This is a genomic window from Bradyrhizobium sp. KZN70725, assembly GCF_055264925.1.
Genome location: NZ_JBUYWT010000022.1, coordinates 58364 through 80388, shown reverse-complemented (window position 1 = coordinate 80388; position 22025 = coordinate 58364). Strand labels below are relative to the sequence as shown.

General features: G+C 64.6%; 16 protein-coding genes. 9 read left to right on the top strand and 7 right to left on the bottom strand.

The features are described from left to right. Positions 1-94 precede the first annotated feature (94 nt). On the top strand, positions 95-1213 hold the full coding sequence (gene hppD, locus ACZBJS_RS21725; protein WP_316395460.1) for a 4-hydroxyphenylpyruvate dioxygenase: 1119 nt from the start codon (positions 95-97) through the stop codon (positions 1211-1213). A 196-nt stretch (positions 1214-1409) separates the two neighbouring features. Here the strand turns inward: hppD and ACZBJS_RS21720 are convergent, their stop codons facing one another. The 4 genes from ACZBJS_RS21720 to ACZBJS_RS21705 all read right to left on the bottom strand — a co-directional run bounded on the left by ACZBJS_RS21720 (position 1410) and on the right by ACZBJS_RS21705 (position 6485). Beyond that, a complete protein-coding gene (locus ACZBJS_RS21720; RefSeq protein ID WP_316395461.1) occupies positions 1410-2522 on the bottom strand; it encodes a CaiB/BaiF CoA transferase family protein in 1113 nt (370 codons plus the stop codon). Between the two features lie 233 nt (positions 2523-2755). After that, positions 2756-3556, bottom strand: coding sequence for an FAD binding domain-containing protein (locus tag ACZBJS_RS21715; protein WP_316395462.1), 801 nt, complete (start codon positions 3554-3556; stop codon positions 2756-2758). Positions 3557-3569: 13 nt separating this feature from the next. Continuing rightward, positions 3570-5909 carry a xanthine dehydrogenase family protein molybdopterin-binding subunit gene (locus tag ACZBJS_RS21710; protein ID WP_057021119.1) on the bottom strand — a complete coding sequence of 780 codons (2340 nt, stop codon included), beginning with the start codon at positions 5907-5909 and terminating at the stop codon, positions 3570-3572. Between the two features lie 90 nt (positions 5910-5999). Continuing rightward, a complete protein-coding gene (locus tag ACZBJS_RS21705; protein ID WP_028335209.1) occupies positions 6000-6485 on the bottom strand; it encodes a (2Fe-2S)-binding protein in 486 nt (161 codons plus the stop codon). Positions 6486-6889: 404 nt separating this feature from the next. Here ACZBJS_RS21705 and ACZBJS_RS21700 point away from each other — a divergent pair, with 404 nt between their 5' ends. The 4 genes from ACZBJS_RS21700 (at position 6890) to ACZBJS_RS21685 (ending at position 11678) form a co-directional block, all read left to right on the top strand. After that, positions 6890-8605 (top strand): PQQ-dependent methanol/ethanol family dehydrogenase, encoded by a 1716-nt coding sequence (locus ACZBJS_RS21700; RefSeq protein ID WP_057021120.1) that lies wholly within the window; start codon positions 6890-6892, stop codon positions 8603-8605. 27 nt (positions 8606-8632) lie between these two features. Then, positions 8633-9841, top strand: coding sequence for a c-type cytochrome (locus ACZBJS_RS21695; RefSeq protein WP_316395493.1), 1209 nt, complete (start codon positions 8633-8635; stop codon positions 9839-9841). A gap of 135 nt (positions 9842-9976) precedes the next feature. Next, positions 9977-10657 carry a response regulator gene (locus tag ACZBJS_RS21690; protein WP_016843264.1) on the top strand — a complete coding sequence of 227 codons (681 nt, stop codon included), beginning with the start codon at positions 9977-9979 and terminating at the stop codon, positions 10655-10657. Positions 10658-10937: 280 nt separating this feature from the next. Beyond that, a complete protein-coding gene (locus tag ACZBJS_RS21685) occupies positions 10938-11678 on the top strand; it encodes a LuxR C-terminal-related transcriptional regulator (protein WP_316395463.1) in 741 nt (246 codons plus the stop codon). A 105-nt stretch (positions 11679-11783) separates the two neighbouring features. On the opposite strand, the gene ACZBJS_RS21680 is transcribed toward ACZBJS_RS21685, so the two are convergent. Together ACZBJS_RS21680 and ACZBJS_RS21675 are read right to left on the bottom strand one after the other, a co-directional pair. Beyond that, positions 11784-13157 (bottom strand): ATP-binding response regulator, encoded by a 1374-nt coding sequence (locus tag ACZBJS_RS21680; RefSeq protein ID WP_057021124.1) that lies wholly within the window; start codon positions 13155-13157, stop codon positions 11784-11786. Continuing rightward, entirely contained in the window at positions 13154-14326 is a 1173-nt protein-coding gene (locus ACZBJS_RS21675; protein WP_316395464.1) for an FIST N-terminal domain-containing protein, read from the bottom strand. Before ACZBJS_RS21675 ends, ACZBJS_RS21680 begins: the two co-directional genes overlap by 4 nt. Before the next feature lie 466 nt (positions 14327-14792). On the opposite strand from ACZBJS_RS21675, the gene ACZBJS_RS21670 reads away from it, so the two are divergent. Continuing rightward, positions 14793-16826, top strand: coding sequence for a methyl-accepting chemotaxis protein (locus ACZBJS_RS21670; RefSeq protein WP_057021126.1), 2034 nt, complete (start codon positions 14793-14795; stop codon positions 16824-16826). Between the two features lie 164 nt (positions 16827-16990). Here the strand turns inward: ACZBJS_RS21670 and ACZBJS_RS21665 are convergent, their stop codons facing one another. Continuing rightward, positions 16991-17359 (bottom strand): DUF3175 domain-containing protein, encoded by a 369-nt coding sequence (locus tag ACZBJS_RS21665; protein ID WP_168859275.1) that lies wholly within the window; start codon positions 17357-17359, stop codon positions 16991-16993. 184 nt (positions 17360-17543) lie between these two features. On the opposite strand from ACZBJS_RS21665, the gene ACZBJS_RS21660 reads away from it, so the two are divergent. From ACZBJS_RS21660 to ACZBJS_RS21650, 3 genes are all read left to right on the top strand, one after another. Next, a complete protein-coding gene (locus tag ACZBJS_RS21660) occupies positions 17544-19034 on the top strand; it encodes an MFS transporter (RefSeq protein ID WP_316395465.1) in 1491 nt (496 codons plus the stop codon). Positions 19035-19037: 3 nt separating this feature from the next. Continuing rightward, positions 19038-19871, top strand: a complete 834-nt coding sequence (gene otsB, locus ACZBJS_RS21655; RefSeq protein WP_410469707.1) for a trehalose-phosphatase — start codon at positions 19038-19040, stop codon at positions 19869-19871. Positions 19872-20073: 202 nt separating this feature from the next. Then, positions 20074-21525, top strand: a complete 1452-nt coding sequence (locus tag ACZBJS_RS21650; protein ID WP_057021128.1) for a trehalose-6-phosphate synthase — start codon at positions 20074-20076, stop codon at positions 21523-21525. Positions 21526-22025: the final 500 nt, after the last annotated feature.

Below are 22025 nucleotides of genomic sequence, written 5' to 3'. Positions count from 1 at the left end.
GTGCGCAAATCTAGCAAAATGGGACCGATTTTGCACGCACGTTGTGCAGCAAATGACGGAAACTGATTCCCAGACAAATCAGGGAGTTGCCGCCATGGGTCCGTTTCCGCACGATGCGCCGCCGGCCGAAATCAGCACTGAGAACCCGATGGGCACCGACGGCTTCGAGTTCGTCGAATATGCCCATCCGAATCCGGCGGAGCTGCACGCGCTTTTCAAGCTGATGGGCTTCGTCGCGGTCGCCCGCCACCGGACCAAGCAGATCACGGTCTATCGCCAGGGCGACATCAACTATCTCGTCAATGAGGAGCCGGGCAGCCACGGCTTCAACTTCGTCGCCGCGCACGGTCCCTGCGCCCCGTCGATGGCATTCCGTGTGGTCGACGCCAAGCATGCCTATGAGCGCGCGCTCGCGCTCGGCGCGGAGCCGGCGGATGTCTCGCCCGCAGCGAAGACGCTCGATGTGCCCGCGATCAGGGGGATCGGCGGCAGCCTGCTTTATTTCGTCGACCGCTACGGCGCCAAGGGCTCGGCCTATGATGCCGAGTTCGAATGGCTCGGGGCCGTCAACCCGCGCCCGGCCGGGTCGGGGCTTTATTACATCGATCACCTCACCCATAACGTCCATCGCGGCCGGATGGATGTCTGGACCGGCTTCTATGCAAAACTGTTCAACTTTCGTCAGATCCGTTTCTTCGACATCGAGGGCCGCGCATCCGGCCTGTTCTCCCGTGCGCTGACCAGTCCGGACGGCAAGATCCGGATTCCGATCAACGAGGACGCCGGCGATTCCGGTCAGATCGAGGAATATCTCAACGTCTACCGCGGCGAGGGCATCCAGCACATCGCCTGCGGCGCGCGCGACATCCACGCGACCGTCGAGAGGTTGCGCGCCGACGGCCTGCCGTTCATGCCGTCGCCGCCCGATACCTATTTCGAGCGGATCGACGCCCGCCTGCCCAAGCATGGCGAGGACGTCGCCCGGCTCAGGACCAACGGCATCCTGATCGACGGCGAGGGCGTGGTCGACGGCGGCCAGACCAAGGTGTTGCTGCAGATCTTCTCGGCCAACGCGATCGGACCGATCTTCTTCGAGTTCATCCAGCGCAAGGGCGACGATGGCTTCGGCGAAGGCAACTTCAAGGCGCTGTTCGAATCGATCGAGGAAGACCAGATCCGCCGCGGCGTGCTGAAGGTCGATCACGCGGCGTGAGCCATGGCGCGCCGCGCCAGCGCACAGCAAAGGGTGTCGTCCCGGCCTCGTGCGCAATTGCGCACGGGAGCCGGGACTCATACCGCGGAATCTATCGCGTGTGCCGGGTAGTAGTCCCGCGGAAAAAGCCGCGCGCCACAACCGCGTGTCGTGGTTATCCGGCTCGCGCTTCGCTTGGCCGGGACGACAACGAGATTTACTTCGCTGCTTTCCAAGCCGCCGTCACATCCCCGATATTCGCCAGCTCCGGCTCGCGGATCGCGGACGGCGTGCGCGAGAAGCGCGGCGCGGGGGCAGGCTGGGTGACGCCGTGGCGTTCGACGAACACCTGGCGCGCGGCCATGTGCGGATGCTTGGGCGCTTCCTCCATGGTCAGAATCGGCGCGAAGCAGATGTCGGTGCCTTCCATGATCTGGCACCAGTCCGCGCGCGACCTGCTCTTGAACACCTGGGTCAGCTTCTCCTTCAGCGCCGGCCAGGCCTTGCGGTCCATCTGCGCGTCGAAGTCGGCGTCGGTCAGGTCGGCATGCTTGCGCAGCAGCGCGTAGAATTGCGGCTCGATCGAGCCGATCGAGATGAAGTTGCCGCAGGAGCATTCGTAGACGCCGTAGAAATGCGCGCCGCCGTCCAGGAAATTCTGGTCGCGGCCGCCGCTCCAGCGGCCCTGCGCGGCCATGTCGTAGAACATCGACATCAGCGAGGCCGCGCCGTCGCACATCGCGGTATCGACCACCTGGCCCTTGCCGGACTTCTGCGCTTCCAGCAGCGCGGCGAGCACGCCGACCACGAGGTAGAGCGCGCCGCCGCCGAAATCGCCGACCAGGTTGAGCGGCGGCACCGGCTTCTCCTTGGTGCCGATCGCAGCCAGCGCGCCCGTGATCGAGATGTAGTTGATGTCGTGGCCGGCGGCATTCGCCAGCGGGCCTTCCTGGCCCCAGCCGGTCATGCGGCCATAGACCAGTCTTGGATTGCGCGCGAGCACGACATCCGGGCCGAGGCCGAGGCGCTCCATCACGCCGGGACGAAAGCCCTCGATCAGCGCGTCGGCGTGGCCGAGCAGGTCGAGCACTTCAGCAATCGCCGCCTTGTTCTTGAGGTCGAGCTCGATGACCTTGCGGCCGCGGGTTGCGACCGCCTTCAGATTCTTGCCGGCGCCGACCCGATCGAGCGTGATGACCTCGGCGCCCATGTCGGCGAGCAGCATGCAGGCGAACGGGCCGGGACCGATGCCGGCGAATTCGACGATGCGGAAGCCGGCGAGCGGGCCCGAGGTGCGGGCGGCGGTCTGGGAGGCAGGTTTATCGAGCACGTTGTTCTTCCGTTGGTTGCGGGGCGCTAGGCGGCTGAGATGTCGCGGCTGGCTTGGTGCCGAACTTCATGCGTTCTCCCAGCCGTCCGTGGGACGGTATTTTTAATTAGCTGATTAGCTAAATTGTCTCGCCTAAAGCCGGATGTGGCAAGCACCTTTTGTCCTGTGCCGCCGGTAAAAACGCGAACGGCGCGCATCGCTGCGCGCCGTTCTGGACTTGTGTTTAGGCGCTATCAGCCCGCGGCCGCGACCGCCCGCTGTCCCATCACCTTGATCAAGTTGGCGCGGTAGTCGGCCGAGCCGTGGATGTCAGCGAGCAGGCCGCTCGCCGGGATATTGACGCTGTCGAGCGCCGAGGCCGCCCAGTTCGCCTTCAGCGCCTGCTCGATCGGCGCGACCCGCATGACGCCGCTCTGCGACGCGCCGGTGGCGGTGGCGCGGACGTCGCCCGACTTGGTCTTGGCGACGAACACGCCGGTCAGTGCGAAGCGCGAGGCCGGGTTCGGGAATTTCGCGTAGCCCGCCTTGGCCGGGATCGGGAACGACACGGCGGTGATGATCTCGCCATCCTCGAGCGCCGTCGTGAACAGGCCCTTGAAGAAATCATCCGCCGCGATCGACCGCTTGTTGGTCTTGACCGTCGCGCCGAGCGCCAGCACCGCCGCCGGATAATCCGCCGCCGGGTCGTTGTTGGCGAGCGAGCCGCCGATCGTGCCGCGATAGCGCACGGCGGGATCGCCGATCATCGACGCCAGATTGGCGAGCGCCGGGATCGCCTTCTGCACCGCATCGTTTTGCGCCACATCGTAATGCGGAGTCGCGGCCCTGATGGTGACGGTGTCGCCCGACACCTCGATGCCGATCATCTCCTGCACCTTGGACAGGTCGATCACGTCGGAAGGCGCGGCAAGACGCTGCTTCATCACCGGAAGCAGGGTTTGTCCGCCGGCGAGGAATTTTGATTCCGCGCCTTTGGCGAAGGTTGCGGCGGCGTCAGCGACCGAGGAAGCGCGGTGATAATTTGTCTCGTACATGGCTCTTCCTCCCTCAACCGTGAATGGCATGCCAGACGCGATCGGGCGTCGCCGGCATTTCCAGCTTGTTGTTGCCGATGGCGTCCGTGATCGCGTTGATCACGGCAGCCGAGGCGCCGATCGCGCCGGCTTCGCCGCAGCCCTTGACGCCGAGCGGGTTGCCCGGACACAGCGTCGTGGTGTGGGAGAGCTGGAACGAGGGCAGGTCGTCGGCCCGCGGCATGGTGTAGTCCATGAAGGACGCGGTCATGAGCTGACCGGTGCCGTCATAGACCACACCTTCGAACAGTGCCTGGCCGATGCCCTGCGCAAGGCCGCCATGGACCTGGCCCTCGACGATCATCGGGTTGATCAGCCGGCCGAAATCGTCGGCTGCGACGAAGTTGACGAAGGAGGTCTTGCCGGTGCCGGGATCGACCTCGAGTTCGCAGATATAGGCGCCGGCCGGGAAGGTGAAGTTGGTCGGGTCGTAGAACGCCGTCTCCTTCAGGCCGGGCTCCATGCCATCGGGCAAATTATGCGCGGTGTAGGCGGCGAGCGCGACCATCGGCAGCGCGATCGACTTGTCGGTGCCGGTGACCTTGAACTCGCCGTTCTCGATCACGATGTCGCTCTCGGATGCCTCGAGCGCATGCGCGGCGATCTTCTTGGCCTTGGCCTCGACCTTCTCCATCGCCTTCACGATCGCCGTACCGCCGACCGCGAGCGAGCGCGAGCCGTAGGTGCCCATGCCGAACTGCACCTTGTCGGTGTCGCCATGGACGATCGAGACCTGGCTGATCGGCACGCCGAGCCGCTCCGCGATGATCTGGCAGAACGTCGTTTCGTGACCCTGGCCGTGGCTGTGCGAACCGGTGAGCACCTCGATGGTGCCGACCGGGTTGACGCGGATCTCCGCCGACTCCCACAGGCCGACGCCGGCGCCGAGACTGCCGACCGCCTTCGACGGCGCGATGCCGCAGGCCTCGATGTAGCAGGAGATGCCGATGCCGCGCAGCTTGCCGTCGGCTTTCGCCTTGGCCTTGCGGGCCGGGAAGCCGGCATAGTCGATCGCCTTCATCGCAGCATCGATCGAGGCGTGGAAGTCGCCGATATCATACGCCATGATTACAGGCGTCTGATACGGGAACTGGGTGATGAAGTTCTTCTTGCGCAGCTCGGTCGGATCGACCTTCAACTGCCGCGCCGCCGTCTCCATCATGCGCTCGATCAGAAAACTGGCCTCGGGGCGGCCGGCGCCGCGGTAGGCGTCGACCGGCGTGGTGTTGGTGTAGACGCCGATCACCTCGGCATAGATCGCCGGAATCACGTACTGGCCCGACAGCAGCGTCGCGTAGAGATAGGTCGGCACCGCCGAGGAGAACAGCGACATATAGGCGCCGAAATTGGCGTGGGTCTTCACCCGCAGGCCAAGGATCTTGTTGTCCTTGTCGAACGCCAACTCCGCCTTCGAGACATGGTCGCGGCCATGCGCGTCGGTGAGGAAGGCTTCCGAACGGTCGCCGGTCCACTTCACCGGGCGGCCCACCTTCTTCGAGGCCCACAGAGCCACCATCTCTTCGGGATAGATGTAGATCTTGGAGCCGAAGCCGCCGCCGACGTCGGGCGCGATCACGCGCAGCTTGTGCTCGGGCGCGATGTTGTAGAACGCCGACAGCACGAGGCGGGCGACGTGCGGGTTCTGCGACGTCGTGTAGAGCGTGTAGTGCTCTTCGGCCTGGTCGTAATGCGCGATCGCGGCGCGCGGCTCCATCGCGTTCGGCACCAGGCGGTTATTGGTGAGGTCGAGCGTCACCACATTGGCCGCCTTGCTGAAGGCATCCTTGACCGCGGCTTCGTCGCCGAGATGCCAGTCATATACGATGTTGCCGGGAGCTTCGGGATGAAGCTGCGCGGCGCCCGGCTTGATCGCGGCCTTGATGTCAGGCACCGCGGGAAGTTCTTCGTAATCGACGACGACCGCTTCGGCGGCGTCCCTGGCCTGGTTCTTGGTCTCGGCGATCACGACCGCGACGGCCTGCCCGACAAAGCGCACGGTCTCCGGCGCCATCGCCGGCCACGCGCCCATTTTCATCGGTGAGCCGTCCTTCGAGGTGATGGCCCAGCCGCAGATCAAATTGCCGACCTTGTCGTCGACGATCTGCTGTCCGGTCAGCACCGCGATCACGCCGGGCATCTTCATGGCCTCGGCGGAATCGATGCCCTTGACCTTGGCATGGGCATGCGGGCTGCGGATGAAGTGAGCGTAGCTCATGCCGACCATTTTGACGTCGTCGACGTAACGTCCTTGTCCGGTGATGAACCGGCGATCTTCCTTGCGCACGACACGTGCGCCAATTCCTTCAACACCCATTGTCTAGTCCTCCCGACCGGAGATTCGATTTGCCGCCGTTTCCATCGAGACCGGCGGTGGTGAGCTTGATCGTGTGCGGTGCGTGGCGCGCTATTCGGCGGCCTGCGCAACCTTCATGCGGCCGGCTGCGTCGAGCACCGCCTTGACGATGTTGTGGTAGCCGGTGCAGCGGCAGATGTTGCCTTCGAGTTCGTGGCGAACCGTTTCCTCGTCGAGCTTGCCGCCATGGCGGTGCACGATGTCGACAGCGGACATGATCATGCCGGGGGTGCAATAGCCGCACTGCAGGCCGTGATTGTCGCGGAACGCCGCCTGCATCGGGTGCAGCTCGTCGCCTTTGGCGAGGCCTTCGATCGTGGTGACGTTGCAGCCCGCGGCCTGGCCGGCCAGCATGGTGCAGGATTTGACCGCCCGTCCATCGACATGGACGACGCAGGCGCCGCATTGGCTGGTATCGCAGCCGACATGGGTGCCGGTGAGGTTCAGGTTTTCGCGCAAGAGGTGCACGAGGAGGGTTCGGTCCTCAACGTCGACCGAGACCGCCTTGCCGTTTACCGTCAGTTTGACTGTAGACACGCGTTTCTCCCAATAGCTTCGTTATGGGCCCAGTAGACCACGCTTCATGTGGGTCGTAACCGCGATCAAAGTCGTAGTCGCGGCCCTGTCATGAAGGCGCCGGGCAGTGCCTGCGATCCTAGCAGGCGGCCGTTCAATGGGCAATTTGCAAGCAGCCGGCGGCGTGCTCCGGCGCGACGAAATTGCCCGGCAGCGCAAGCGGTTTTCGGCAAACTGACGGTGCTCGCCGCACGCCAAAATCGTCGCCGCGATCGCTACTACCTTCCGCCTATAACGACGCAAAAGCGTTGCTGTCATTTTCATCGCCGACGCAGCGACGGAAGATCGCTGGTTCACGAAATTGGGTCGAGAGACGCGCTCGCGATGCACCCATCGCGGCAACGAAACCATATTGGAGGAAGCCAATGAAGCTGAGGAGCAGGATTTTCTTTGCCGGCGTGTCGCTGGTCGCCATGGTGCTGGCAGGCATTGGTGCGTCGAAAGCCAATGATTCCGTCGTGAAGGCGGCATCCGATCCCAACGGATGGGCAATTGCCGGCCACGATTACGGCAATACGCGTTTCAGCCCGTTGAAGCAGATCAACTCCGAGAATGCCGGCAAGCTGCAGCTGGTCTACTCGCTGTCGCTGGCTTCGCTCCGCTCCAACGAGTCGTCGCCGGTTGTGATCGGCAAGAACCTGTATGTGTCGACCTCGTGGGGTCCGAAATACGTCTATGCGATCGATGCCGCGACCGGCGCGCGCAAATGGACCTGGCAGCCCGATATTCCGGATGACGTGCTTCAATACGCCTGCTGCGACGTCAACAATCGCGGCGTGTCCTATGCTGACGGCAAGATCTTCGTCGGCCGGCTCGACGGCAAGCTGACCGCGCTCGACGCCGAGACCGGCAAGGAGCTCTGGACCTCGACGGTCGTCGACTACAAGCAGGGCTCGGTCATCACCTCGCCGCCGCTCGTCGTCCGCGACAAGGTCATCACCGGCTTCGGCGGCGGCGAATATGGCGTCCGCGGCGCCTTGCAGGCGTTCTCGCTCAAGGACGGCAAGCTGCTCTGGCAGACCTACACGGTGCCGGCGCCGGGCGAACCCGGCAGCGACACCTGGAAGGGCGACACCGGGCTGCACGGCGGCGGCGCCGCCTGGCTGGTCGGCTCCTACGATGCCAAGTCCGACACGGTCTACTGGGGTACCAGCAATCCGGGGCCGTGGAATACCGCGGTGCGCTCCACCGGCGACGGCAATTTCGGCAAGCTGACCAACCTTTACACGGCCTCGACGCTGGCGATCGATCCCAACACCGGCAAGATCAAGTGGCACATCCAGGGCACGCCGGCTGACGCCTGGGACTATGATGGCGTCAACGAGCTGCTGCTCGCCGACCTCAAGATCAAGGGTACCGAGACGCCCGTGCTGATGAAGGCGGACCGCAACGGCTTCTTCTTCGTGGCCAACCGCGAGACCGGCAAGATGATCTCCGCGGAGAAATACGTCTTCGCCAACTGGGCCAAGAAGTGGGACATCAACACGATGCGGGCGGAAGAGGATCCGGACAAGCGTCCGGGCCCGGGCCATCCCGCCAAGGACATCTGCCCGAACCTGATCGGCGGCAAGAACTGGCAGCCGATGTCGTTCAACCCGCAGACCGGCCTCGTCTACATCCCGAGCAACAATGTGTGCATGGACTGGTCGGTCTCTGACGTGAACTACAAGCGCGGCGTGTTCTATCTTGGCGCCGAATTCCCGACCAAGCCGGGCCCCGGCGGCTTCCTCGGCGAGCTCGTAGCCTGGGATCCGATCGCCAACAAGAAGGTGTGGAGCATCAAGGAAGACCTGCCCTTCAACGGCGGCACGCTGACGACCGGCGGCAATTTGGTGTTCTCCGGCAACCTGCATGGCGACTTCCGCGCCATCGATGCCAAGAACGGCAAGGTGCTGTGGAGCAAGAACCTCGGCAGCGGCATCGGTGCAGGTCCAGTGACCTATTCGGTCGACGGCAAGCAGTATGTCGCGATCGTGGTCGGACGCACCGCGGCGCTGCCGGCCTTCCTCGGTGACATCGGCAAGAAGATGGTCGCCGCGGCGCCCGAAGGCGGCTCGCTGTTCGTGTTCGCCCTGCAGTAAACGATCGTCTAGGAGGCAGCATTGTCCGTGTCCTGCATCGCCCGAAACGAACTGCGCACCCCCTCGCGCAACACGCGGTTGGAACATGCAATCCGGACCGTGCTGCTCTCCGCCCTGCTCATGGTGCCGGCCCTGGCGGCCGGCGCCGACGAGACAAAGCCGCCGCTGCGGCTCTGCGCCGACCCGACCAACCTGCCTTTCTCGAGCGACGACCCGGGCAAGCCCGGCCTCTATCTCGAGATCGGCCAGGCGGTGGCGCAGAAGCTCGGCCGCACGGTGAGCACCAACTGGTACAAGTCCTATTTCGGCAAGCGCACGGTGCGGGAGACGCTGCTCAGCAAGCAGTGCGACGCCATGGTCGGCCTGCCTTTGATCGACGATTTCATGGGCCCGGCGGTGATCTTCTCGAAGCCGATCGCCCATGAGGGCTATGCGCTGGTCGGCAGCAAGGACCGCAAGCTTGCCGGCGTCGACGACCTCAGGGGATTGCGGGTTGCGGTGCAGTATCAATCGACGCCGCAGAACCTGCTCGCGCTGCGCGACGACGTCCAGAAGGTGACCGTGCTCAGCCCGGAGGAGGGCATGGCGGCGCTCGAACAGGGCAAGGCCGACATCGCCTTCATCTGGGCGCCGGTGGCGGGCTGGCTCAACAAGACCAGCTTCGGCGACAAATATCAGATCGTGTCCACCGAGGGCGACGGCCTGCTCTGGGCGACCGCGATCGGTTTCGCCAAGGCGTCCGGCGCGCTGCGCGATGAAGTCGACGGCGTGCTGCCGGCGCTGCAGCCGGAGATTGCCGCCCTGTTTGCCAAATATGGCGTGCCGAACGGCGCACCGGTGAAGTTCGGCGAGGCCGACCGCGCGACGACGTCGTCCGTCGGCGCCAGCGAGCCCGTCACGGTCGGGCAGGCCGCGGCCGCGGCGGCCGAGAGACCGGTTCAGACCGCCGCGACCGCCGGCGACGCCAAGGGGGATGCCACCGCCGGGCGGGAGGTCTTTAACGGAACCTGCGCGCATTGCCACGGCCCGGACGCGGTGCAGGCCGAGCGAAAGATCGATCTCAGGCTGCTCAAGAAGCGCTATGCTGACGACATGGAATCGACATTCTGGAAGACGGTCCATGACGGGCGGCCGGCCAAGGGCATGCCGGCCTGGAAGGACGTCTTCAACGACGACGAGCTCAGAAACGTATATGTCTATCTGCAGAGCGTGCAGGATACCGGCGGATCGAACTAGAAGCTGCGGTTCGCAAGAGGAGCGTTTTCGAGCGAAGTGGATACCGGTTCGCGTGAAGAAAACGCGTCAGAACATGAATCGAGAGCCCCGTTCCGATCCAATCGGAACGGAGGCTTGGGCAGTGCGAGGGTCCTCATGATGGGGTTCCTGATCATCGACGATCACCCCCTGTTCGGGGAGGCGCTTGGCAACGCCATCCGCATCTCGCATCCCGATGCCCGGATCTATGAGGCCACCTCGATCAAGGGGGCCCTTGGCATCCTCGCCAGCGAGCCGAATATCGACCTGGCGCTGCTCGATCTGCTGCTGCCCGACGTGGTCGGCTTCTCCGGCTTCCAGAAGATCAGGGATCGCTATCCGCGGCTGCCGATCGCCATCGTCTCGAGCGAGGAGGACAAGCACACCATCCGCGAGGCGCTCGAGATGGGCGCGGTCGGCTATCTGCCGAAGTCGACCTCGCTCGGCGAGCTCTCGCAGGCGATCGCGCGCGTGCTGAGCGGCTCGGTCTCGGCGCCGCGGGATTTCGTCGCGGTCGGTGCGCTGGAACAGTCCGAGACGGCGCGGACGCTGCGCGAACGCATTCAGAAGCTGACGCCGCAGCAGATCCGGGTGCTCCATCTGATCATCCGCGGCCTGCAGAACCGCGAGATCGCCGCCGAGCTCAAGCTCGCGGAATCCACCGTGAAGGCGCATGTCACCGAGATCCTGCGCAAGCTGAAGCTGTTCAGCCGCAACAAGGCGATCATCGAGCTCGGCAAGATTCCGCTTCCGGTCCCGGAGGCCTGTTCGGGCGCAAAGGCGGAGAAGGCGCCCTAGTGTGCTGAATGCGAAGTTCGTGCGATTTCGCGGCAGCCACTTTCACGAACTTCGCATTGATAAAGCACACTAGAATCATAAGTTTGCTAGTGTCCTTATCGAATCCGAAGTTCGCTCCGAAGGTGCGGCAAATGATGCGAACTTCGGATTCGGGACACTAGCCGTGCTGCACTGCGAGGCGGGCGCATTGGAAATCCTGCCTATAGGCTGCCATCCGGCTTTGAGATAACGTCGTGCGCACAATGGCTGTTATGAGCATCCGAGGGAGGACGGCGCAGCATTGACCACGACCGCGCCCCTGGCGGACGAGCCGCCGCTCGGCAAGGCGGGTACGCCTCGACTGCTGATTGTCGAGGATCACCCGCTGTTCCGTGCCGCCCTGATCGGCGTGATCGGGGCCGAGTTTCCCGATGCCGAGGTGCTGCAGGCGACGTCGATCGACGGTGCGCTGGATGTGATCGCGGCGCGCGACGGGCTCGATCTGATCCTGCTCGATCTGTCGATGCCCGGCACCACGGGCCTGCTCGGCGCCTACCGGGTGCGTGCCGCCGCGCCGCGCAGCGCGCTTGTGATCGTGTCGGCGCATGACGATCCCCGGATCGTCGGCGGCGCGATCTCGCTCGGGATTTCCGGCTACATCCCGAAGTCGACGCCGAAGCTCGAGCTGGCGCGGCTGTTGCGCGGCATTCTCGAAGGCGCGGTGTGCCTGCCGCCGCGCTTTCGCGATACCGCCGCCGCCCGGAAGGCCCAGGCCGAGGCGCGCGAGCTGGTGCAGCAGCTCGGCCAGTTCACCGCGCAGCAGCTTCGCGTGCTCGACATGATCTGCCGCGGCCTGCAGAACAAGCACATCGCCTATGAGCTCGATATCTCGGTCACCACCGTGAAGGTGCATGTCTCGGAGATCCTGCGCAAGCTCGGCGTGCGCAGCCGCACCGAGGCCATCATCGCGCTGTCGAAGCTGGACTTCGGCAAGCACGACCACGCGCCGGTGACGGCCTCGCGGTCGTCGCATGGCGCCTAGAGCCTTTCCCGTTTCGATGGAATCGCAACGGGAAAGGCTCCAGGTTCTTGTCTGACGCGTTTTCTTCACGCGAACCGGTATCCACTTCGCTCGAAAACGCTCTGCTCATAACCGCGCGCCCGACTGCTCCGCCGCCAGCAGGAACGACAGCAGCGAGCGCATCTCGGCGGGCTTGATCGGCTTCTTCAACAGCTCATGGCCGAAGGCCGATACGTCGGAGGCGGCCTTGGCCGAGTAGTCGGCGGTCACGATGATCGCCGGTACCTTGGCGTTGATCGCGCCGCGGATGACATCGACGGCCTGAATGCCGGTCTCGCCATTGTCGAGATGCAGATCGGCGATGATGGCGTCGGGAATGCCGTCGAGCGCGTGGATGCGCTCGAGCGCCTCGGTCTTGGAGATCGTCACCGCGACGTCGCAGCCCCATTTCTCCAGCAAATGGGCGAGCCCCTCGGCGCTCGAGAGGTCGTTCTCGATCAGCAGGATCTTGGCGCCCTCCATGCCGCCATAGCGATAGTCGACGCTGGCCTGTTCGCGCACCGGGATCGCAACCGGATCCAGCGTGCGGGGCACGGTGACCGAGAACACCGAGCCTTTGCCGGCGCGCGAGCTCAGCCTGATGTCATGGCCGAGCAGGTCGGCAAACCGGCGCACGATCGAGAGACCAAGCCCGATGCCGGCCTTGTCGCCGGCGCTGGTTTCGCCGCGCTGAAACTCGACGAAGATGGCTTCGCGCTGCGCTTCAGGAATGCCCGGCCCGGTGTCGTGCACCTCGATGCAGATGTCATCGCCCCTGGCACGGCATCCCATCAGCACGCTGCCGCGCTGGGTGTAGCGCAGCGCATTGGCGACGAGGTTTTGCAGGATCCGTCGCAGCATCAGCGGATCGGAGCGAACGACCGCGGACGACGGCATGATCCGGAAACCGAGATTGCGCTTGGCGGCGGTCGCGACAAATTCCTGCTCCAGCGGCTCGAACAGCGAGGCGATCGCGATCGGCCCGAATTCGGGCCTGAGCACGCCCGCATCGAGCTTGGAGATGTCGAGCAGCGTCCGCAGCATGTCCTCGAGCGTCGCCAGCGAACGATCGATCTGATCGGTAAGCGCGACGCTCTTGGACTCGGTTGCCATCTCGGTCAGCGCGGACAGCGTCAGCCGCGCCGCATTCAGCGGCTGCAACAGATCGTGCGTGACCGAGACGAGCACGGATGATTTCAAGGAGCTCGCCGCTTCGGCCTGCTGCTTGGCCTGCAGCAGGCGACCATTGGTTTTCTCCAGCGATTGCAGCGCCTGCTTGAGCTGTTGGGTGCGGTCGCGCACCTGCTGATCCAGCGCGATCGCGGTCTCGAACAGCGAGAAGGCGTTGAGCTGCTGATCGGTCGAGCGTTCGACGCGCGACATCAGCGCCGCGTTGATCTTGCGCAGCTTCTCGGCCTCGCGTTCGAGCGCCGCAATTCGCGTGGTCTTGGTATCCGTCATTGCGGCGCGAGTGCCCGCTTGCCGATGGCGATGCCGGTCAGCGTCTGGTTGACATGCATGGAGCGATACTGCTCGCCATAGGTCTGAAAGCCAATCACTTTGTTGCGGCGATAGAGCTCCGACATCTCCCGCGACAGCTGGCGCTGCTCGACGTCGAGCCGGCGCAGCACGCATTCGAAGCCGATGAACATCGAGACCTCGCCGAGATCCTCGGTCAGCTCCTTGAGCAGGCGGCTCGTCACGTCGATCGGGTCGCGCTCGCGCGCCACCGTCAGCACCATGCCCTCGTCGATGGCGCAGAAGAATTGCAGCGATCCGTCCGGGTTGGTGCGCTGGATCGACCGCGCGTAATAGGCGCCGCCGACGCGAACCAGCACGGGATGCGCGGCGAACGAGAACAATTCGAGCTTGCTATCGCTGAGGCCGACGGCGCGGGAATATTCCCGCGCGGCCGGCTCGGCATTCAATTCCTTGACGATCCGGTGCTCGATGTCGGCCTCGGTCACCACCATCTTGGTCGAGGTCGGTTCGAAGTGGTCGCACTTGAACAGGCGGAACGGCAGCCGGGTCCGGATCAGGATCAGGACCGCGGCATCGGTAAAGGCTTCGCCGCCATGGAAGACCCACGATTTCTCGAAGCGCAGGCCGTCGCCGGCGGAGCCGCCGACCACCGGGATGTCGCCGAGCGACGCATAGATCGCCGACATGATGGTCTCCTCACGCTGGCACATGCCGTCGATGAAGAGCAGCCCGAAGGAATCATGGGTGTGATCGCAATGCTCGGTGCGTTGCGCGAATTCGTGCTGCAATTCGGTGCAGATCGAGCGGCCGTGATCGACCCGAAATGTCGAAAGGTCGAACAGCGGCCGGGCCGCGATGACGAAATCGGCCGCGTTGAAGCCCATCGCGACGACGCTGTCCTCGTCCCAACCGCCGGGCGACAATTCGCCGGCCGTGGTGCAGCCGAAGATCGGTACGTCGGGCATCCGGCTGGACAGTTCGGCAATGAATGTCTGCGGCTCGTAGACCGGTGACACGAACACCACGAGCATCGCGAGATCAGCCGCCGCCAATTGGCGCGCGATCTCGTCGGCTGCTTCCCGCGGCCCGTTGGTCTTTGCCTGCACCACGACGATACTGTCGGCGGTGCCACCGTTCTGCTTCGCCAAAGGCGCTCTCCCTGACCAGAATTTTTTGCTTTTCTTGGCGCGGCCGATTGAACCCGCGCGGGTCGTGAGGGCATCCGGACCATGCCGCGATGGCTGGCGTTCCGGCTTGCCCGCGGCTTTCAGGTCGTGAGGGGAAATGCCATTGGCCGGGCTATTGCGCCGGCAGCTACGCTCGCCGCAAGCGCCAATGGCGCCGGTCGACGCGATGACATGGGACACCTCCCGATGTGTGTTCTCCTGGCCCGGGCAGGGACAGGATTTGATCGGTTCTAAACTATCGGGCCGGACCTGCGCGTCAATCACCTTACCCACCCGCCTAGCCCGACCAAGGTAGTATCGCGCCGGGCCCGGCGGCCGCTGCCCATTTACCGGGCCTTATCGATTCTGCCTTAGTTTTGCGCTCCGGGGTCTGGGGCGGGTTGCTGCCGGACCTCGCGTGGTTTTCAGAATGAAGACGGGGGTTGGAATGCCGGGGCTGAAGCGATCGTTGTCGATCAGGATCCCAACCCTCAGATTTCGCGCCAAGATCATGCTCGGCTTTGCCGTCACGCTGGCGCTTTCGGCAGCCACCATGGGCTTTGCCTATATGGGCTTCGAGCGGGTCTCCGCCGGCGTCGGCTCCTATCGCCAGAGCGTCGCGGAAGCCGATCTGGCCCGCAACATCGATCGCGAATTGATCTCCTACCGTTCGCTGGCGCGCTACTTCGTTGCGACCGGCAAGGAGGACGACGCCAAGGCCGCGCTCGCCGCCGAGGGCAGCCTGAAGGATGCCATCATGGCGTCGATGAAGGGCACCACCAACCCGGCCCGGCTCGAGCAGATCACCAAGCTGGAGCGCGAATTCCGCGCCTTCACCAAGATCTTCGCCGAGATCGTCCGCATCAAGAACGACAGCGCACAGACCGCGCAGAACAAGCTGACCCGCAGCGCGACCTCGATGCGCTACAAGCTCGACGATCTCCCGAGCAACGCCGATGATTCCGAGCTGCAGTCGATCCAGTTCGGCGCCAAGAAGGTGGCCGACCAACTCCAGTCGATCACCGGGGCCGTCAATACCTTCGTCGTCAACGGCGACAAGACGGTCGCTTCGAGCGCGCTCGCCCGGCTGAAATTCGCCGACAATCTCGTGAAGGCGATCACCTCGAATAACGAGCGGATCACCCAGAGCGTGAAGGACATCACCGCGCTGCTCGAAGAGTACCGCGAGGCGCTCGCCAAGCTGATCGCGAACGCGAAGTCGATCGACGAACTAACCGTCGAGATGACGGAGTCCGCGGCCGCCATCAGCCAGGGCGCGGCGGCGATGAAGTCCGATCTGCTCGCCGACCAGAAGCGGCTTGAAAACGAATCGCACACCATGATCGGCGAGACCGAGCAGCTGATCCTGATGCTCGCCGCCGGCAGCTTCGTGCTCGGGCTGGTCTGGGCGTTCCTGCTGGGCAAGGGTATTTCGCGACCGATCGCGGCGATGTGTGCGGCGATGCGCGAGCTCGCGGCGGGCAATTTCGACGTTGTGCTGCCGGGCCTCGGCCGCCGCGACGAACTCGGCGAGATGGCCGGCGCCGTGGAGGAATTCAAGGTCCAGGCGATCGCCAAGGCCGAACGCGATGCCGCGACCCAGGAAGCACAGAACAAGGCAAGTGCGACCGCGCGGCGCAATGAGCTGATTCGTTTTGCCGACGAATTCGAATCCGCGGTCGGCTCGATCGTCTCCAACGTGTCGGCCTCAGCCGTGCAGCTCGAATCCGCGGCCGGTACGCTGACCCGGACGGCGGAGACCACGCAGAACCTGTCGAGCCAGGTCGCCGGCGCCTCGGAGGAAGCCTCCAGCAACATGCAATCGGTCGCCTCCGCAACCGAGGAGCTGTCGGCGTCCGTCGACGAGATCGGCCGTCGCGCCAAGGAGTCGAGCCAGATCGCGGATTCCGCCGTGCGTCAGGCCGAGCAGACCGACGCGCGGATCGGCAAGCTCTCGCGCGCTGCGCAGGAGATCGGCGACGTCGTCAAGCTGATCACGGCGATCGCCGAGCAGACCAATCTGCTGGCGCTGAACGCCACCATCGAGGCCGCGCGCGCCGGCGATGCCGGCCGCGGCTTCGCGGTGGTTGCGGCCGAGGTGAAGTCGCTGGCGAGCCAGACCGCCAGGGCCACCGACGAGATCTCCACCCATATCTCGGGCATGCAGGCGGCGACGCAGGAATCGGTCGCCGCTATCAAGGAGATCGGCGGCACTATCGGGCAGATCTCCGGCATCGCGACCAACATCGCAAGCTCGGTCGAGCAGCAGAGCGCGGCAACGCAGGAGATCGCGCGCAGCGTGCAGAACGTCGCGCAGGGCACACAGGAAGCGGCGTCCAGCGTCACCCAGGTGAATCGCGGCGCCACCGAGACCGGAGCTGCTTCCGAAGAGGTGCTGAATTCAGCCCGCTCGCTGTCGGTCGAGAGCTCGCGGCTGCGCGAGGAGCTCGACCGCTTTATGGCCAATATCCGCGCGGCATAAGGCGCGCGCGGATCTATCCATCGTCGTCCTGGCGAAAGCCAGGACCCATAATCACCACTCACTATGTTTTAAGTGCAACTCGCCGCGTGCCCTTTTGTTGGGCCGCGGCGTATGGGTCCTGGCTTTCGCCGGGACGACGCTGTTTGGTTGGCGAGATGATGCGATTAATCTCGTCCGAACTGGTGCTTCAACTCGACCTTGGCGCGCTCCAGCCGCGACCGCTCGGTCTTCGGCAGCGTCTTGCCGGCGCGGTTGATATAGAAGGTCAGCATCGAGAGCGCGGAACGATAGGCGCCGCTCTTGCGGCGCGCGCTGTGCTCGGCGGACCGCTTCAGCGATGATGCGATCTTCTTCGCGCTGGTCTGCTTGAACACGCCGCGCTCGAGGTCGAGCGCATCGCTCTCCTTGGTCACCCGCTGCGACCAGCGCTTCGCCGTCCTCTTGCTTGCGCCACGCCTGCGACGCGTCGCGCTCGTGGACCGTGCCGGTGATGTCCTTGCCGTCTTGCGCGTTGCTTTCTTGTGTGCGGCCATCGATGCCTCCGTGTCTTTTGAGCCGAGAACAGATCGCCGCGACCGCGGTTCCTATGCCGCATTGCGGGAACCCTTGCCGGCCTGCCGCGTTGACACCGCGTGGCGGGCACTCCGTTTGCCGCAATTCCGGGTGAGTGAACCTTGGAGCAGATCGTTCCGGGGTTTTTCTCATTGGTCGATTCTGATGACAGTGCAGCCGACACAATTGAGTTCCGCGACGACGCAACAGGCCGTGGCTCCGGTCACGCCGGACGATGACCGCATCATCGAGACCTCGATTCCGGTCCGGCTCGACAATCTCAGCTGGAGCCGCTTTCACACCCGCGTCGTGCTGGCGCTCGGCATCACCTGGATCCTCGACGGGCTGGAAGTGACGCTCGCGGGTGCATTGTCGGGCGCGCTGAAGGACAGCCCGACGATGAGCTTCTCCAACGCCGATGTCGGTCTTGCCAGCAGCGCGTATCTCGCCGGCGCCGTGCTCGGTGCGCTGGGCTTCGGCTGGCTCACCGACCGGATCGGGCGCAAGAAGCTGTTCTTCATCACGCTCGCGCTTTATCTGTCGGCGACCGCCGCGACCGCGCTGTCGTGGAATGTCGCGAGCTACGCGCTGTTTCGCTTTCTCACCGGTGCCGGCATCGGCGGCGAATACACCGCGATCAACTCGACCATCCAGGAACTGGTGCCGGCGCGCTATCGCGGCTGGACCGATCTCGTCATCAACGGCAGCTTCTGGATCGGGGCGGCGATCGGTGCGCTGAGCGCCATCATCCTGCTCGACCCCGCGTTCCTTGCGCCGGACCACGGCTGGCGGATCGCCTATTTCACCGGCGCGGTGCTCGGCCTCGTCGTGCTGCTGATGCGGATGTGGATCCCGGAGAGCCCGCGCTGGCTGATGATTCACGGGCGTCCCGAGGAGGCCCACAAGATCGTGGCCGACATCGAGACCTCCGTGCTCGGCCACGAGCAGTCGAGCGCAGACTTCGAGAAGATCAGGCTGCGGATGCGCGATCACACGCCGCTCCGCGAGGTCGCGGTGACGCTGTTCTCCACCTACCGGCAGCGCTCGCTGGTCGGGCTCACGCTGATGGCCGCGCAGGCGTTCTTCTACAATGCGATCTTCTTCACCTTCGCATTGATCCTGACCGACTTCTTCGGTGTCGCCGCCAGCAATGTCGGCTGGTACATCCTCCCCTTCGCCGCCGGCAACTTCCTCGGGCCGCTGCTGCTCGGCCGCCTGTTCGATACGCTCGGCCGCCGCACCATGATCGCGCTGACCTATGGCATCTCGGGCGTGCTGCTGGCGCTGTCCGGCTATCTGTTCTCGATCGGCGTGCTCAGCGCGCAGACCCAGACCATCGCCTGGATGGTGATCTTCTTCTTTGCCTCGCCGGCCGCGAGCGCCGCCTATCTTACCGTCAGCGAGACGTTTCCGCTGGAGGTCCGCGCGCTCGCGATCGCCGCCTTCTATGCGATCGGCACCGGCATTGGCGGCGTGATTGGACCGGCGCTGTTCGGCGTGCTGATCGACACCGGATCGCGCAACAGCGTCTTCGCCGGCTACCTGCTGGGGTCGGCGCTCATGATGGTCGCCGCAGCGGTCGCATGGCGCTATGCCGTCGCGGCCGAGCGGAAATCGCTCGAATCTGTCGCGCGACCACTGGCATGTGTGGAGTAGACTATGACGAAACATGACGTGGCCGAGATGCCCATGGATGATGACATCGCCCCTGACGCCAAGACGGACAGCGTGCCGACGCCGGCGTCGCTGATTCCGCCGCTCCGCCAGGCCGCGGTGCTGCTTGACATCGACGGCACCCTGCTCGATTTCGCGCCGACGCCGCGCGAGGTCTGGGTGCCGCCGGAACTGTCGACCACGCTGAAGCAGCTGCATGAGCGCACCCATGGCGCGCTGGCGCTGGTCAGCGGCCGCTCCCTCAATGACATCGACCTGATCTTCGCGCCGGAAGTGTTTCCTGCGATCGGCGGCCACGGCGCCGAGATGCGGCTGCAGCCGGACAGCGAGGCGGTCGCCGCACACGCGCCGCCGCTCGACAAGGAGTTGAAGCGCCGTCTTGCCGCGATCGCAAAGCTCAGCCCCGGCATTCTGCTCGAGGACAAGGGCTATTCGCTGGCGCTGCACTACCGGCTGGCGCCGCAGGCGGAGAAGGCGATCTATGAAGCGGTGTCGCTGATCCGCGCCGAGTTGCCGAATGCGCCGATCGAGGTGCTGCCGGGCAAGAGCGTCTGCGAGATCAAGCATTCCGGCTTCACCAAGGCGACCGGCGTGCTCGAGCTGATGACGCATGAGCCGTTCAAGGGGCGGCGTCCGTTCTTCATCGGCGACGACGTCACCGACGAGACCGTGTTCGCGATCATGCCCGATTTCGACGGTCTAGCGTTCTCCGTCGGCCGTCGCGCAACCGGCGTCGCCGGACATTTCGACGGACCGAGCGATGTGCGCGAATTCCTCGCGCATCTGCTCGACGTTGATAGGGACGTCAGCCTGTCCTAACCGAAACGCATTCATCGCAGCCGAATCGAATACGGTGCTTTTGCGTCGTGGCGTCAACCTCGCGCGTAATTTTCTTTTCGCGAGTTCCCGCGAGTTCCGTGCGTGTTCGCCAGAATTTGGTTTCAATTGGGAGATTCCTTGATCAGGAACCATCTTGATGAATGGTTGTTAATACGCGAGTTGACCAACAGGAGGGGACCTGGTGAACCTCGTCGTCGTATCGAACCGCGTCTCGCGCGGAAAACCCAATGAACCCATGACGGGGGGGCTGGCTGCGGCATTGTTGCCGGTGGTGGAAAAGACAGGGGCAATATGGGTTGGTTCCAGCGGACGCGTCCGCGACGGGAACCTGAAGGAACCTTTCGCAGAGGTCGAAGCGCTCGGGGCGGGCGCGCTGGCGATGCTCGATCTGCCGGCCGCGCACTATGGCGGCTATTACGAAGGCTTTGCCAATTCGGCGCTGTGGCCCGCGATGCATTCGCGCGCCGATCTGATTCGTGCGTCTCGCGAGGACTACGCGAGCTATCGCGAAGTGAACGCGTTCATGGCGCGCGCGTTGCTGCGCTTCCGCAAGCCGGATTCCGTGTTCTGGGTCCAGGACTATCATTTCCTCGCGCTCGGCGCCGAGCTGCGCGATCTCGGCGTCACGCAGCCGATCGGCTTCTTCCTGCACACGCCATGGCCGGCGCGCGCGGTAATCGCGGGCGTGCCCAATCATCGCGAACTGATCGAGGCGATGCTGTCCTATGACCTGATCGGCTTCCAGACCGATGAGGACTGCGAGAACTTCCTGAGCTATGTGCAGCACGATCTCGACTTCGAGGTGCGCGACGGCGTGATCAATTCGTCGTTCGGCCGCACCCGCGCCGCGGTGTTTCCGATCGGCATCGATCCGGGCAAGTTCGCGCAGCAGGCGACCAAGGCGATGACGCATCCCGACGTGACGCGGCTGCGGCGCAGCCTCAATGGCGAGAAGCTCGCGATCGGCGTCGACCGGCTCGACTACTCCAAGGGCCTCGTCAACCGCATCAAGGCGTTCGACAAGATGTGGACGCTGCATCCGAACCTGAAACGTTCGGTGTCGCTGCTGCAGATCGCAACGCCCTCGCGAGGCGCGATCGAAGCCTACGGCAATCTGCAGAGCGAGGTGGCGAAGCTCGTTACCGACGTCAACGGCGTGCATGGCGAGGTCGACTGGACGCCGATCCGCTACCTCAACAAGGGCTTTGGCCAGGGCGTGCTCGCAGGCCTTTACCGCACCGCGCAGGTCGGCGTCGTGACGCCGCTGCAGGACGGCATGAACCTCGTCGCCAAGGAATATGTCGCCGCGCAAAACCCGGCGGACCCCGGCGTGCTGGTGCTGTCGAAATTCGCCGGTGCGGCGAACGAGCTCGACGCCGCGCTGCTGGTCAATCCGCACGATATCGACGGCATGGCGCGCACCTTGGCGACGGCCCTCGCGATGCCGCTGACCGAGCGGCGGATGCGCTGGGAAGCCATGATGGAGAAGCTCAACAGCGGCACCATCCAGCAATGGTTCGCCGACTTCATCGAGGCGCTGCAGGATACGCACAATGCGGGAAACGCGGCGCTGCCGGAGCCACCAACCCTGTGGCCGCGCCGCACGGCGGATTTTGCCGCGCGCTATCACTGAGCGAGCATGACGATGCAGGGTGGGTGCGTTGGTTCGCCCATCCGCGGTGCTGTCGTCCCTGCCTAGTGCGCAATTGGGCACGGGAGCAGGGACCCATACGCCGCGGTGGATGTTGTGAACGGGGCTCGTCGTAGCAGCATCGCGCAATAATCGGCACTTGTGGTTATGGGTCCCTCTTTCGCTGGGACGGCACTGAGTGTGTTGCGCGGTCAGTGGTCATAACCTCGCATGCTCGCGACGGGGCTCCCGAAGGCGAGAACCCGGCATCCATTCTTCCACGAGTGAGGCGGCCCAATAGATTCCCGGCTCTCGCCTGCGGCGAACCCCCGGAATGACGAAACGGCGGGTTGATCGCATGCACTCATTGATTTGCGCCGGTCCCTGACCGACCGCCGGCCAAAATCGCGCGCGGCCGCGCGCAAGGCCGCGGCGCGCGGCCGCCATCGTTATCAATTTACCCAATGTTTTCAATCTGTTGTGGAAATTTCGCGCTCCCGGCC